This window comes from Acinetobacter sp. S-1 (assembly GCF_059579785.1).
The window spans coordinates 3266113-3281207 of the sequence record NZ_CM184207.1 but is presented as its reverse complement, the minus strand read 5'-3'; the positions used below and the strand labels follow the sequence as shown (position 1 = coordinate 3281207).

The following is a 15095-nucleotide window of genomic DNA, read 5'->3' as shown; positions in this document are numbered from 1 at the left end:
ACTGAAAAATAATGATTAAAATTGAAGATATCGTTAAATTAGGCCCGGTCATTCCTGTATTGGCATTTGATTCTGCCGAGCAAGGTGAAGATGTATCACGTGCTTTACATGCAGGTGGCGTAAAAGTCCTTGAAATTACCTTACGTACCGCTGCTGGTCTTGCTGCTATCGAGCGTGCTAGCCAATTGGCTGATGACATTGTGGTGGGTGTAGGAACAATTACCAAACCAGAACACTGTGCTCAAGCCAAAAAAGCAGGCGCTCAATTTGGGGTATCTCCTGGTTTGACTAAAGATCTGCATTTGGCTGCGCAAGATGCTGGTTTACCTCTATTGCCTGGTGTGATGACACCAAGTGACCTGATTCAAGCGATTGAATTGGGTTATGACATTGTGAAGTTCTTCCCAGCTCAACAAGCAGGTGGCGTTGAGATGCTAAAAGCATTTTATGGTCCATTTTCAAACTTGCGCTTTTGTCCGACTGGTGGAATTACGGCAGAGTCAGCGCCAGATTTCTTAAAACAACCTAACGTGGTTTGTGTAGGTGGTTCATGGTTAACACCTAAAGCTACTGTAGCTGCCCAAGACTGGGCTGAAATTACTCGCTTGGCACAAATTGCGAGTCAGTTGAGAGCTTTGTAAATGTAGACAATATTTATAAAAAATGAAGTGCATTCTATGTGCTTTAAAGGCTGTATTGATGTGACCAGTTTGTGCTGGTCACACCTAAATATAAAAATTTAATGTCTTAACAGTAGGAATTACTGTGGTTGAAGACCCTTGTTTAGGCAGTGTGCCTAAATAATTATTCCAAGGAGAAGTGTCCCATGGAGACGGTTCAGGGTGGCATGTTACTGATCTACACTGTAATCGCGATTATTGCTTTAGTGGTCATGATCGCGAAGTTTAGAATTTATCCATTTTTAGTTCTTATTATTGTTTCACTCGGTTTAGCCTTGGCTGTTGGCATGCCAATGGGTGATATTGTTAAGTCTTATGAAGCCGGTACAGGTAAAACCTTAGGTCACCTTGCGATTGTAATCGCACTGGGAACGATGCTCGGTAAAATGATGGCCGAGTCTGGTGGTGCAGAGCGAATAGCAATTACTTTAATTAAGTGGTTTGGTGAGAAAAATATTCACTGGGCCATGATGTTTATTGCCCTTATTGTTGGCCTTCCCGTATTTTTCGAAGTAGGTTTCGTTCTACTCATTCCAATTGCATTCAACATTGCTAAACGGACAGGCAAATCTTTATTAGTTGTTGGCCTGCCAATGGTTGCAGGTTTATCGGTTGTGCATGGCTTAATTCCACCACATCCAGCAGCATTGTTGGCAGTACAGGCTTATCATGCTGATATTGGTAAAACAATTGCTTATAGTCTGATCGTTGGTGTGCCAACAGCTATTGTTGCTGGACCATTGTATGCACTTTGGATTAATAAATACGTTAAATTGCCCGAAAATAATCCGTTAGCGAAGCAGTTTATTGAAGCAGATACGAATAGAACTCGTGAGCTACCAAGCTTTGGGATTACCTTATTCACAATTATGCTGCCTGTAGTATTAATGTTGGTTGGTAGCTGGGCTGATCTATTCTTTGCACCACAGACTTTCGCAAATGATTTGCTACGTTTTATTGGTACTTCTGATATCGCATTACTCATTGCCGTACTGGTCAGCTTTATTACCTTTGGTACGATGCAGGGCTTTAACCGTGAACAAATTGAAAAATTCTGTGGTGGATGTTTAGCTTCTATTGCTGGGATTATGTTGATTGTAGGTGCTGGTGGTGGTTTTGGCGGCATTTTGCGTGACACCGGTATTTCTAATGAGATTGTTTCTACAGCGTTGAAGGCAAATTTATCGCCGTTATTGTTGGGCTGGTTTGTTGCAGCATTAATTCGTTTGGCAACAGGATCCGCAACGGTGGCTATGGCTACAGCGTGTAGTATTGTCGCTCCAATTGCAGCTACGGCGGGTGTCGCAGTTAGGCCAGAACTTTTAGTACTTGCCACAGGTTCAGGTTCATTAGTTTTCTCACATGTAAATGACGCAGGATTCTGGTTAATCAAAGAATATTTTGGTATGACAGTAGGACAGACACTCAAGACTTGGTCAGTATTGGAAACAATCATTTCGGTGTTGGGTTTATCTTTCACGCTACTGCTTAGCACTATTTTATAATTAAAGGTGAGTAATCCATGATTGTGATTGCAATGGGTGTCTGTGGAACAGGTAAAACCCTAATTGGTGAATTGTTATCAGAGCGTTTGGCTTGTGAGTTCCTTGATGGCGATACGCTTCATTCAGCTGCAAATAAAAGTAAGATGAGTCAAGGCATTCCCTTAACTGATGAAGACCGCTTGCCATGGTTACAAGCAATTCGTCAGGTCATTGAAACCAAACAAAGAGACGGTGAAACGGCTGTCTTTACATGCTCATCTTTAAAACGCATGTATCGCGATATTTTAAGAGGGCAGGACCAGAATATTAAGTTTGTCTACTTAAAAGGTTCTTATGAGTTATTACAGCAACGACTTGCAGAAAGATCAGGTCATTTTTTTGACCCAGCGTTGCTACAAACACAGCTAGACACATTAGAGGAACCTGATGTGAATGAAGCAATTGCTATTGATATTGCTCTTACACCAGAACAGATCATTGAACAAGTCATCCAGAAGCTAGGAGTGACTGATAGTGTGTGTCGGGGGTAAATTCATCTAGAAAGATTATCAACGCTTTAAGATATTCACCTTGTGGTTTACGGTTCAAGCAAGGTGAGTACGGATAATAATAGTGATATTGACCCGAATAAAACCTGATTACAGTGGCGAGTTCGGGAATATATAAAAGACATACGAATAATAAGGTATTAAGAAGAATGAATCAGTTAAATAATTTACAGCATAAATTCCCAGTAGTGGGCGGTATTCCTGAAAGTGTGCGTCTGCCATCTCAAATTCATCAGCGTGTTTCACTCGTGGATGGTGAGTTGAAGTTATGGGCTGGTGCAACCAAGAAAACATTATCTCCAATCTGGATTCAGCAGCCTGACGGTAGCCTAGAGCAAGTTGAACTTGGTAGTTATCCGGTCATGGGTGAAAAAGAAAGCGATGAAGCACTAGAAGCAGCGGTACGGGCTTACAATAATGGTCGTGGCGAATGGCCAATGATGAAGGTTGGTGAGCGCATTGCCTGTATGCAAAATTTTATTCAGCGTATGGTGGAGCAGCGAGATCTGATTATTAAGCTGATCATGTGGGAAATTGGCAAAAGCTTGGCGGATTCAGAGAAAGAATTTGACCGTACAATTACCTACATGCGTCAAACGATTGATGCCCTAAAAGATTTGGATAATGCTAACTCTCGCTTTGTAATTGCCGAAGGTACGATTGGTCAAATCCGTCGAACTCCACTAGGTGTCGTGTTGTGTATGGGGCCATACAATTACCCACTGAACGAAACCTTTGCGACTCTGATCCCAGCCATGCTGATGGGTAATACCATTATTTTTAAACCACCTCAATTTGGGACTTTGTTGTTTGAACCGTTACTAGAAGCGTTCCGTTATTCATTTCCAAAAGGCGTGATCAATACTATTTATGCACCAGGTTCTCTAGTGGTACCCCATCTACTGGCATCTGGGAAAATTAACGTACTGGCACTGATTGGTTCTAGTAAAGTGGCTGATCACTTGAAGAAGCAACATCCTAAATCTCACCGTCTGCGTGCGATTTTGGGATTGGATGCGAAGAATGCAGCCATTATTCTGCCAGATGCTGATTTGGATCTGACAGTGAAAGAGTGTCTGCTGGGTGCATTGTCGTTTAATGGTCAGCGTTGTACCGCGCTCAAAATGCTGATGGTACATCGCTCGATAGCCGATGAATTTGTTAACCGCCTAACGGCTGAACTGGCCAAACTTAAAGTGGGTATGCCGTGGGAAAAAGGTGTATTTATTACGCCGCTACCAGGTATGCATCGTACGACCTACATGACTGAAGTCATTGAAGATGCTGTAGCTAAAGGGGCAAAAGTAGTTAATCCGGAAGGTGGTGAATTCTGCAAAACGATGTTCTATCCAGCTGTAGTTTATCCAGTGACTGAGGGAATGAGGCTGTATCGCGAAGAACAGTTCGGTCCAGTGATACCAGTCTCTGTTTATGATGACATTGAAACTGTACTGGAATATGTCACTACTTCTGATCATGGGCAGCAGGTGAGTATTTTTGGTAGTGACCCTGAGCAAATTGGTCATTTAGTTGATCCGTTGGTCCATCAGGTCTGTCGTGTAAACATCAATTGTCAATGTCAGCGTGGCCCTGATGTATTCCCGTTCGGTGGTCGTAAAGATTCTGCGGAAGGTACATTGTCTGTGCATGATGCTCTGCGAGCGTTCTCTATCCGTTCTATGATTGCTGCTAAGCAGACAGATGATAGCAAAGGCATGTTGGCCTCTATGGTGTCTGAGCACTATTCTAAATTCGTGAATACCGACTTTATTTTCTAATTAATAACTTGAATAATAAAAAACGCCTGAAATTGATCAGGCGTTTTTGTTTGAACTCATAGATTAATTATTGGCGAATTTGACCATCACCTAACACAATCCATTTTTGAGAAGTTAAGCCTTCTAAGCCAACAGGACCGCGGGCATGGATTTTATCTGTAGAGATACCAATTTCTGCACCTAAGCCATATTCAAAACCATCAGCAAAACGAGTTGATGCATTAATCACGACTGAGCTTGAATCTACACGAGCCAAGAACTGACGAGCCAAAGTATAGTTTTCAGTCACAATGGCATCAGTGTGATGTGAACCATATTTGTTAATATGGTCAATTGCTTCATCAATACCGCTAACCACTTTAACAGCAAGAATTGGCCCTAAATATTCGGTATACCAATCTTCTTCTGTTGCAGGTTTTACAGAGGCGCCCAAAATACGGCGTGTTTCTGGGCAGCCACGTAATTCAACTTGTTTTTCAGAATACAGTTCGGCAATGCGTGGTAAGAAAACGTCTGCAATTTTTTCATCAACAAGCAGTGTTTCCATCGCATTACAAACACCGTAACGATGTGTTTTTGCATTTAATGTAATTGGTAAAGCTTTTTGCAAGTCGGCCTGTGCTTCAACAAATACATGGCAGTTACCATCAAGATGTTTAATGACAGGAATACGCGCTTCGTTGGTTACGCGCTCAATTAAGCTTTTACCGCCACGTGGAACGATTACATCTACATATTCAGCCATGGTGATGAGATGACCAACAGCTGCACGGTCAGAAGTTTCAATGACTTGTACCGAATGCTCAGGTAAACCAGCAACTTTTAAACCATGTTTAATCGCTTCTGCGATTGCTTTATTTGACTCAAGTGCTTCTGAACCACCACGTAAAATAATGGCATTGCCTGATTTAATCGCTAAAGATGCAGCTTCAAGTGTTACGTTTGGACGTGATTCATAAATCATACCAACAACACCTAAAGGTACACGCATTTTTCCAATTTGAATGCCTGTGGGGCGATATGCAAGATCAGTAATTTCCCCAATTGGATCGACAAGCGCGATCACATCTTTTAAACCTTGCAACATCCCTTTAAAGCGTGCGGGCGTAAGCTCAAGGCGATCAAGTAAGGCACTGTCGAGCTGATTGCTACGACCTTTATCCATGTCGATTTGATTCGCTGCCAAAATAGCTGCCTGATTATTTTCTAAAGCAGTATAAATAGCAGAGAGCGCATGATTTTTTAGTGAGGTAGAAGCACTTGTGAGGACACGAGAAGCCTCGCGTGCTTGTTGCCCAACTTTTTGCATATATTGTTCAATTGAATCTTGCATAGCATTTTTTAATCATTTACCAATGACTACGATAGTAGCAGTCAAATGCGGAACAATGAATGGCTTTTTTTCAAAAATGTGACCGCCATAAAAAAACATTTAAATATTTTGCAAACTATTAGCGGCTTAAACAAGATGAGCGGTCATTTCAGCGATTGCGTATATTTCAGACAATTGTTTAGAATGTTATTGTGCAATACAAACTAATACAAATTTTAAAGATTTGTGCATAAAAGATTACGTGTTCAAGAAGGAACTCTTGCAGCATAAAAAAATTACAGCAAGGAGGAAGCAAGGATATGAATTCCATTATTCAAATGGATTCGGAGATCAACCAAGCTTATGCCGGTTTTGGCTTTTTCGATATCTACCATAGAGATAGTTTTAAACAACCTGCTCGTACAACATGGATTGACGGTTGGAAAATTGAATATATGGCAATTGCCGATCCTAAAACGATCCACAAAACGCCGATTGTGATTGTTGGTGGTGCTTTCCAGAATTTTAATTCTTATAAATATTGTGTTGAACAATTGTTTGAAAGTGGTCCGGTTATTTTAATTGACTTACCTTCAATGGGTGCAAATCAGCAAATTACCAATCGCGACACAGGAGTGTCTGCTGGTACTTTAGAACTTCCTGATTTATCTGAAATGTTAGGACGTTGGTTAGATATCGTTGGAATACAAAAAGTTTCTGTAATGGGAATGTCTTTAGGGTCCGTGATTGCCTCTTGTTTTGCTCATCAGCGCCCAGATTTGATGGATCGTATGATCTTGATGGGAGTTATGCAAAAGACTCGTAAAAGTTGGCGAATGATTTTGGAAGAATCCCTCAAACTCATGCAAGAAAACCGTATGGAAGAGTTTGGGCAAGCTGTAATTTTGTATTTAGTTAATCATGCAAAATTAGATAAAACTCGTATGTCGCCAACCGCTAAAAAGTTATTTTTTAGACAAATGGCCGAGTTTACGGGGACTGAGCGAGAACGTTATGAAATTAACTGTAACCGCCTTTTGCGATTAACAGATGTACCTATTCCAGAGTGCAAAACGCTGGTAGCAGCAGGGCAGTACGATAGTTTTACTTTGCCTCATGAAAATGCGAACTTTGCGTTGCAATGTCCAGATATGGAATTTGCACTTATTGCAAACGCTGATCATGTACCGCAACTCCAACGTCGTAAAGAAACCATGAGTTTGTTCACTTCATTTTTGAAGGGTGAATCTATCCAAAATCTGGATGGCATTATTCCTATGACACGTGAACAAATGCAAAACATGGAACGCCGTGGTGAAGAGCGAGTTCGGGTCTTGCAACCGAATACTCAACTGAGCCACCGTGAATGTAAAACAGAAGTGCCAGTGACGATTGTTGACGTGACTTTCTTTGGGATGTATTTAAAAATGGATGATGTTTCGCAACTTGATTTTGTGAATGACCATCCACGCGATTTGGCACTTCATTTAGAAGATGAAGAAGGTAGTTTTGCGATTGAGTGCTTAATTTTTGAAAGTACAGCGCAGGGTATTCGAGCTTTATTTAAACATGGTAGTTTTGAGCTTGCTGATCGGTTAAGCCGTTTTATTGCGCGTCAAAAACAAGCAGCTTAATAATATATTTATAGATGGGAGCTCGTTTATTTCGAGCTTCCATTTTTTATATTTATTATTTTATTTGCGCGTGAATAATCCAGACTAAATCGCCTAAATGCTCTTCATGGTTATCTTGAGAAACTTGCCCAAAGAATATTTGTGGCTGTTCAATAGTAACTTGCCCAAACTCTGTATCTTTAAAAAAGTCTTTAACCTCTTGTGGACTTTTGAAATGAAAACTAAATGAACTGCGAGACATGAGTTTAAGTAACTTACTACTATTCCAGATAATACTAGCAAGTTTGTTTTTAACTGGTTCAGGGTAGAGGTCTGTTAAATAGTGAAACTTTTTAAAAGTAACACCATAGTGGCCAATCGATTGGATCAATTGTTTTAATAAATTTTTATCAAAATAATTAATTAAACCTTCACTAATCACAACCAGTGGGCGGTTCGGGTCAAATACTTCAAATGCTTGTGCAAAAGCTTCTGTAAATAAATCAACTGATAAGATTTCAGGTGCATTTTTTTCAATTTGCTGTAACGCATTTTGTTTGGTTTGTGCCATATCGGGCAAATCAAGCTCCCGATAGGTAATAGAAGGGTAATGTTGTCTAAACCACCAGCCACGTGGCGACAAGCCACATGCTATTTCAAGCACCTGTAAATCAGGATTTTCTTGAATGAGGTGTTCTAAATGGTGATCAAGCATGGTGTGGCGTTGTTTGAGCGTCGTACGCATGCTACCGCCCACATATTTCTCTGCCCATGATTCTATCGGGTGAACTAAATATGCCAATGATTTGCCTTTGGTTGTGGCAAGTGCTTCATGAGAGATTCCCATTTGATACCAGATATAACCCGTATAGTGGGCTGTAAAAGAGATATGGCGGTGTTTTGAAAGTTGTTGTGTCATTCGTCCTGAACTCGATTTATTGTTTTTGTGTGATCTTCATTATTTATAAAAATGAAGAATTTTTACTGCATTGATGTTGAATGAACCTGCATGACGGAGTCCTGTGAATTAGGTTAGCATTTTGGGATGAACTTTCAGTTGGAGTTACTTTTCTTTCGGGAAAAGTAACCAAAACCTGAGGTACGAAAAGCAAAGATTGATTATCTTTGCCGTACCGTAAAACGAAAGCTATGCTTGAGTAAAATACTACGCACTTCGTTTGTCTTGCGCAATGCGAAAGCGCTAACGCTTTTGCATTGCTCAGGTTGCGTATGACTTAACCGCGTATCAGATAGTGAATAGGTTTTTGTAGCTAATTAAAATTTTTACTAACTTAAATCGAATTTTTAAACTCTTCAATGGCTGTTTTGACAGCTTGCCACTCGTTTCCAAGCGATAAGGTTTCACCAATTTGAATTTGTGGAATTTGGCCGCGCATGCGTTCTAAACGCTCTTGGTTTGGTAGCTCTAAATCTGTAATACCTTCAAGTGCTGTACAGGCTGCACTTCGGTCATTACATACCAGCCCCATGTCACACCCAGCCGCTAGAGCAGCTTGAATACGAGCATCTGCGCCACCTGCTACACATGCAGCCTGCATGCTTAAGTCATCAGAGAAAAGTACACCAATAAAATTCAAACGCTTGCGTAGAACTTCTTGAATCCAGAAAGGTGAAAAACCTGCCGGATTTGGATCAACTTGATCATAAATCACATGTGCAGGCATGAGTGCATCTAGCTGAGGCATAAGCTTAATGAAGCTTTGCATATCGTGGTTATAAATTTCGTCATAGCTACGGCTGTCGATTGCAGCAGCAACATGAGAGTCGGCTTTCACAGAACCGTGGCCTGGGAAATGTTTGCCCGTATTTGCCATTCCAGCTTTTTTCATGCCTTGCATAAATGCGCCTGCGAGTGGGGCAATATCTTCAATATTTTTAGAGAAGCCACGGTCGCCAATCACGTCACTAATTGCATTAAGATCTAAAACTGGTGCAAAACTAAAATCGATGCCGACTGCAAGCACTTCGGTTGCCATGAGCCAACCGCATTGCTCAGCCAGCTCAAGTGCTTTTTGAGGTTGAGTTAAATATAACTCCCCAAAACGACCCATGGCTGGTAATAATGTAAAACCTGATCTTAGGCGCTGAACTCGGCCACCTTCTTGGTCAACAGCAATCAAAATATCTGGGCGAATTTGACGCATATGGTCGGTTAAAGCACGCACTTGTTGTGGAGATTCAATATTTCGTGCAAATAAAATCATGCCACCGACTTGCGGAGCGCGTAATAGTTCAATATCTTCTTGAGTAAGTTCTGTGCCGGCGATGTCCAGCATCAATGCGCCAATCATATTGGTTCCATTTGAATTTTGATTGAAAAACAATAAGCGAATTTTGCAATGTTTTGCTACATTTTGTCAGTACAGAATATGATAAAACTACACGGTATAAACAATTTAGTTGGTTAAGATTTTGAATCTGCTTAGTTCATATCGAAAACAGAGCGTGTAAGATAGGAACACCCAAGGAAGTATTAAAAATTTATGAAACTTCAAACTATAGCTTGTGCAGTAGCGATCGCGACTGGCGGTTTATTCTTCTCTCATACGATGAATGAAGCGAGAGCGGCAACCAATACTGCTGCGGTTTCTCAATCAATCCAGCCAACGCAAGAACAGGCTTTGGTGGCTCGCCAACTGGCAACTTTAGTTGATCGTCAACATTATTTAAATATGCGTCTGGATGCGACCACATCAAATCGTATTCTGGATATGTATTTAGATAGTCTTGATCCAGATCACTCATTATTTCTAGATTCTGAAGTTCAAAATTATAAAAAACTATATGGTTCAAATTTTGGTGCTTCATTAAAAGCGGGGAATTTAACTGGACCGTTTGCAATTCATCAGCAATATCGTGAACGCTTAAAACAATTTTATGAGTTCATGTTAGCTGAGTTAAAACAACAGCAAAATTTAAAGCAGCCTAATAGTTATATTGAAGTTGATCGTGAAAAAGCACCGTATTTTAAAACGACTGCTGAGCAACAAAATCATTGGCGCAAAATGTTGGTTTCACAGTTAATCAACTTAACCATTAGCCGTGAAGAAGAGCAGGCGAAACAAAAAGCGCTTAAAGAAAATCCTTCACTTGCTGATGGTCAGGACTTAACTGGCCCAGAAGATTTAACGCCAGCTCAAACGTTAACTAAACGTTATACGCGTCAGCTTGAAAGAATTAGTCGTGTAAAAAGCGATGACGTCTTGGACAAAACATTAAATGCAATGTTGGCGACCTATGATCCACATAGTAACTATTACCCGCCAATTGATGCGATCGAACTTAATCGCCAAACTACCTTGCAACTAGAAGGTATTGGGGTGTCGATTCGTCCAGAACGTGGCAACGAAGATTACACCAAGATTGAAACCATTGTAGAAGGTGGTCCTGCAAGTAAGTCTGGTCAAGTGAAATCAGGAGATCGAATCATTGGTGTCGCCCAAGAAGGCGAGAAAATGATTGATGTGATTGGTTGGACAAGTTCTGAAATTGTTGGGCTTATTCGTGGTAAACGTGGAACGAAAGTCACATTAAAACTTCTTGGTGCTGGCGCATCAATGAGTCAGGCACGTAATGTGACCCTAGTACGTGATGTGATTCAAGAAGAAGATGCTGGTGTTCGTTCACGCACAGTTGAAGTGACACGTGATGGTAAAAAGCATGTGTTGGGCGTAATTGAAATTCCATCATTCTATTTTGACTATCGTTCACGTCGTGCGGGTAAACAATATCGTTCGGTTTCTGAAGATACTGCAAATGCTTTCGAAGCGCTAAAAGCGAAGAAAGTAGAAGGTATTATTATTGACTTACGTAATGACCCAGGTGGCTCATTAGAAGAAGTTGCACGTATGTTGGGACAGGTGATTAAGTCTGGTCCGGTTGTACAAATTCGTGATGGCAATGGCAACGTAAGCGTGTTTGAAGATAACGATGGTGGTCAGCAAATTTATACAGGTCCACTCGCTGTATTGGTGAACTTGGCATCGGCATCAGCAAGTGAGATTTACTCTGCTGCAATTCAAGATTATGAGCGCGGTATTATTATTGGTAGTACAACCACTGGTAAGGGTACAGCTCAGGTACAACTTGATACTCTGGCATATGGTCAAGCAACTTTAACTCAGCGTAAGTTCTATCGCATTACTGGCGGTAGTACACAAAATAAAGGTGTAGTGCCAGACATTAAACTCGTCGATATCTATAACGAAGAGTTTGGTGAGCGTAAATCGAAGAATGCATTGAAGTGGGACACAATTCCTACCGCACCATTTAAACGTGAAGGCTCTGTTCAACCTTATGTGACAAAGTTGTCTCAATTCTCTGAACAACGTGTTGCTAATGATGCTCAGTTTAAATATCTAAATAAACGTACTGCGATTGCTAAGATGACGAGTGATCAAAAACAAGTAGTACTTGATATTGATAAGCGCCGTGCTGAATTACTTGGTTTAGAGAAACAAACTTTAGATGCAGAGAATCAACGCCGTGCTGCAACGGGTCAAAAGCCTTTTGCAAACTGGGAAAGCTATCAAGCTTCATTAGATGCTCTAGCTGAATCTCGCGCTAAAATGAAAGCATCCCAACGTCCAGCGTTACCAGAAGAAGAAACTTTTGTGACTGAAGCTGCTAATGTACTCATGGATTATGCAAAATTGCAAAATCGCTAAGAGTTACTAGGCTTTAAGAAAAAAGCATGCTGTCATCAGTGTGCTTTTTTATTTTTCATGTCAGTAAACTGTCACGCATTTATCATCAAAATGTCAAAAAAACTGCTTAATCTTTAAGCATGAAAATAAATACATTGATGGATGGCGCTATGCAAAGTTCATACGCGACAGCACTATTAAAACAACAGCAACTTCCCGAAAGCTTCCAATTCTTTTTTAAACAAAAGCAGCAGCTATCTAATACGCATTCATTGCATGATTTGGTGCGCCCACGTTTAAAAATTGCGATTGTGACGGAAACTTGGCCACCCGAAATTAATGGTGTGGCACTTTCATTATTACAATTATGCCAAGGTTTACAAAAACAGGGGCATAAGATTTTACTGATTCGCCCAGAGCAAAAAGCAAAATGCCATGACTTTACACCAGAGCAAGAATGCTTGGTTATGTCGCAGGCGATTCCCAAGTATCCAACTTTACAATTTGGTTGGCCACAATATTTAAAAGTATCGAAAGCTTTTGAAAAGTTTGTCCCAGATGTCGTGCACATTGTAACTGAAGGGCCATTAGGTTTAACTGCCATGCAAGCTGCTAAGGCAAAAGCTATTCCTGTTTCGAGTGGCTTTCATTCACCATTTCAAGACTTTAGTCGATTCTTCGATTTGGCTTTTTTAGTCAAACCGATTCAAAAATATCTGTGTTGGTTTCACAATAACACTCATGTAACTTGTGTGCCGAGTAAAGATACTCAAGAAGCATTACGCGGTTTTGGTATTACTTGTCCACTGGTTGTCGTTGGGCGTGGCGTAGATACAACCAGATTTTCACCGAAGCATCGCTCTGAAAATTTGCGAAAACAATGGGATGCTGATGAGAATACACGCGTTATGCTTTATGTGGGGCGTTTGTCTCCCGAAAAAGAAGTACAAGTTCTCATTGAAAGTTATGCGAACCTGCAAACTATTCAGCCAAATAAAACTAAATTAGTAATTGTAGGAGATGGCCCAGATTTTGCTCGTTTAAAGTCACTACCTGAAGCGAAGGGTGTTATCTTTACTGGAAGTCTGAGAGGTCAAGATTTGGCGGCTGCCTATGCGAGTGCAGATGTATTCGTATTTGCGAGTCAAGTTGAAACGTTTGGTAACGTAGTTTTAGAGGCAATGGCAAGCGGTTTACCAGTTATAGCGTATGATTATGCATGTGCACATCAATACTTAACACATGGTGTGAATGGCTGGTTAAGCCCACTTGGACAAAAAAACCACTTTATACAACAAATTTATCAGCTTCCTTCAGTACAACAACTTAGAGAAATGGGCGTGCAAGCCTGTCATAAAGTACAGCAAAGCGGTTGGCAACTTCCGGTTCAGCAATTGGAGCAGGCATTTTATCAGGTAGTGAAGGAGCCCTCGTTGGACTTCACCTAAGTATCCTAAGATAGGAGAATGACCATGAAATTTAAGAATGCAAAAATAAAAATACTCGATTTAGATTTGAGAGGCTGTTTATATCTGAACAATTTCTCTCACTCACAGCGTGTTGCCCTTTTTTTCAAAATTATCAGTCGTGTTGGTGATGGTCCATTTTGGTATCTAATGTTGGCAATCGTGTGGGGTATGCAAGGCATTAACTATAGCTTGCAAATCATCTACTTGTTATTAGGTGGTTCTGTTGGCACAGCAATCTATAAATTTTTAAAACACAAAACAACGCGACCACGTCCTTATCAGGTGCATCAGGTGATTGTACTCGGTGAAAGACCACTTGATCACTTTAGTTTTCCATCAGGTCACACGCTTCATGCGGTCATGGTGACAATTGTATTGGGTTACATCCAGCCAGTTTTGCTTGCTGCCATGTTCCCATTTATGGTGCTTGTCGCTTTGTCTCGTATGGTACTGGGTCTTCATTACCCAAGTGATGTGATTGTTGGTGCGCTAATTGGTGCAGCGGTCGCGGCTACGATTATTTTTGTGGCGCCATTATTGAACATCGCTTTATAAGCATCGGTAATTTTTATCAGCTTAAGCTATCGATTAAGTTTGTGGATTTGCTAAAGTACACAGTTCGTGATTTAGCAGATTAAACAGATAGGAGCCGCTATGGGCTTACGTTGGACAGATACGATTGATATTGCCATTGAATTGTCAGAAGCACATCCAGAAGTTGATCCGCAATGGATCCGTTTTACCGATTTACATGCATGGGTGTGCGCATTGCCAGACTTTAGTGATGACCCAAATAAATCGACAGAAGGATTGCTAGAAGGCATTCAGATGGCCTGGATAGACGAAGTTCGCTAAAAACAGTAGAAAAAATCGCAACTTTTACACATTCAAAGCTGATTATTGCCTATGACATCGGTATAATGCGGCAAATTTTTTAAAGTTTAAATCTTAAAATAAAGGAGCCACTCATGGCTATTGAACGTACTTTGTCTATCGTAAAACCTGATGCAGTGTCTAAAAACCACATCGGTGAAATTTTTGCTCGTTTTGAAAAAGCGGGTTTAAAAATTGTTGCGACTAAAATGAAACACCTTTCTCAAGCTGATGCTGAAGGTTTCTATGCTGAGCATAAAGAACGTGGTTTCTTTGGTGACTTAGTTGCATTCATGACTTCTGGTCCAGTTGTAGTATCTGTTCTTGAAGGCGAAAATGCAGTTCTTGCACACCGTGAAATCTTAGGCGCTACAAACCCTAAAGAAGCGGCTCCTGGTACGATTCGTGCTGACTTCGCTGTAAGCATCGACGAAAACGCTGCTCACGGTTCTGACTCAGTTGCTTCTGCAGAGCGTGAAATTGCTTACTTCTTTGCTGACAACGAGATCTGCCCACGCACTCGTTAATCGAAAGCATTCAAACCAGATAAGTGGTATACTACTTATCTGGTTTTTTTATTCTCTTAAGAGAATATTGTTTGATTCTTGAACAACATCTTCAGTTTTTTGACATGGTTTAGGTAAATACAC

The 15095-nt window shown here is 40.7% G+C and carries 13 protein-coding genes; 10 read left to right on the top strand and 3 right to left on the bottom strand.

Annotation, left to right across the window (positions count from 1 at the left end):
* Nucleotides 1-11: 11 nt before the first annotated feature.
* From eda to AC52J8_RS15730, 4 genes are all read left to right on the top strand, one after another.
* The gene (gene eda, locus AC52J8_RS15745) at nucleotides 12-641 is read left to right on the top strand and encodes a bifunctional 4-hydroxy-2-oxoglutarate aldolase/2-dehydro-3-deoxy-phosphogluconate aldolase (protein ID WP_086265041.1); all 630 of its coding nucleotides are present in this window, start codon (nucleotides 12-14) and stop codon (nucleotides 639-641) included.
* Between the two features lie 185 nt (nucleotides 642-826).
* Nucleotides 827-2185: a GntT/GntP/DsdX family permease gene (locus AC52J8_RS15740; protein WP_002115035.1), complete on the top strand. Its 1359-nt coding sequence runs from the start codon at nucleotides 827-829 to the stop codon at nucleotides 2183-2185.
* A 17-nt stretch (nucleotides 2186-2202) separates the two neighbouring features.
* Nucleotides 2203-2715 carry a gluconokinase gene (locus tag AC52J8_RS15735; RefSeq protein WP_004794739.1) on the top strand — a complete coding sequence of 171 codons (513 nt, stop codon included), beginning with the start codon at nucleotides 2203-2205 and terminating at the stop codon, nucleotides 2713-2715.
* A gap of 167 nt (nucleotides 2716-2882) precedes the next feature.
* Nucleotides 2883-4511, top strand: coding sequence for an NADP-dependent glyceraldehyde-3-phosphate dehydrogenase (locus AC52J8_RS15730; RefSeq protein WP_086400277.1), 1629 nt, complete (start codon nucleotides 2883-2885; stop codon nucleotides 4509-4511).
* Nucleotides 4512-4578: 67 nt separating this feature from the next.
* Here the strand turns inward: AC52J8_RS15730 and AC52J8_RS15725 are convergent, their stop codons facing one another.
* Nucleotides 4579-5844, bottom strand: coding sequence for a glutamate-5-semialdehyde dehydrogenase (locus tag AC52J8_RS15725; protein ID WP_086400276.1), 1266 nt, complete (start codon nucleotides 5842-5844; stop codon nucleotides 4579-4581).
* Between the two features lie 299 nt (nucleotides 5845-6143).
* On the opposite strand from AC52J8_RS15725, the gene AC52J8_RS15720 reads away from it, so the two are divergent.
* A complete protein-coding gene (locus AC52J8_RS15720) occupies nucleotides 6144-7457 on the top strand; it encodes an alpha/beta fold hydrolase (protein WP_032005602.1) in 1314 nt (437 codons plus the stop codon).
* A gap of 55 nt (nucleotides 7458-7512) precedes the next feature.
* Here AC52J8_RS15720 and AC52J8_RS15715 read toward each other — a convergent pair whose 3' ends face one another.
* Nucleotides 7513-8355, bottom strand: a complete 843-nt coding sequence (locus AC52J8_RS15715; protein WP_086400275.1) for a class I SAM-dependent methyltransferase — start codon at nucleotides 8353-8355, stop codon at nucleotides 7513-7515.
* 373 nt (nucleotides 8356-8728) lie between these two features.
* Entirely contained in the window at nucleotides 8729-9748 is a 1020-nt protein-coding gene (gene nagZ, locus AC52J8_RS15710; RefSeq protein ID WP_032005600.1) for a beta-N-acetylhexosaminidase, read from the bottom strand.
* A 192-nt stretch (nucleotides 9749-9940) separates the two neighbouring features.
* Here nagZ and AC52J8_RS15705 point away from each other — a divergent pair, with 192 nt between their 5' ends.
* From AC52J8_RS15705 to ndk, 5 genes are all read left to right on the top strand, one after another.
* Complete coding sequence (locus tag AC52J8_RS15705; RefSeq protein WP_032005599.1) at nucleotides 9941-12124, top strand: carboxy terminal-processing peptidase; 2184 nt, start codon at nucleotides 9941-9943, stop codon at nucleotides 12122-12124.
* A gap of 137 nt (nucleotides 12125-12261) precedes the next feature.
* Nucleotides 12262-13551 (top strand): glycosyltransferase family 4 protein, encoded by a 1290-nt coding sequence (locus tag AC52J8_RS15700; RefSeq protein WP_081032067.1) that lies wholly within the window; start codon nucleotides 12262-12264, stop codon nucleotides 13549-13551.
* 24 nt (nucleotides 13552-13575) lie between these two features.
* Nucleotides 13576-14127: a phosphatase PAP2 family protein gene (locus AC52J8_RS15695; protein WP_005066176.1), complete on the top strand. Its 552-nt coding sequence runs from the start codon at nucleotides 13576-13578 to the stop codon at nucleotides 14125-14127.
* 99 nt (nucleotides 14128-14226) lie between these two features.
* The gene (gene iscX / locus AC52J8_RS15690) at nucleotides 14227-14427 is read left to right on the top strand and encodes a Fe-S cluster assembly protein IscX (protein WP_004698764.1); all 201 of its coding nucleotides are present in this window, start codon (nucleotides 14227-14229) and stop codon (nucleotides 14425-14427) included.
* A 113-nt stretch (nucleotides 14428-14540) separates the two neighbouring features.
* Nucleotides 14541-14972 (top strand): nucleoside-diphosphate kinase, encoded by a 432-nt coding sequence (ndk, locus tag AC52J8_RS15685; protein WP_000963851.1) that lies wholly within the window; start codon nucleotides 14541-14543, stop codon nucleotides 14970-14972.
* Nucleotides 14973-15095 lie beyond the last annotated feature (123 nt).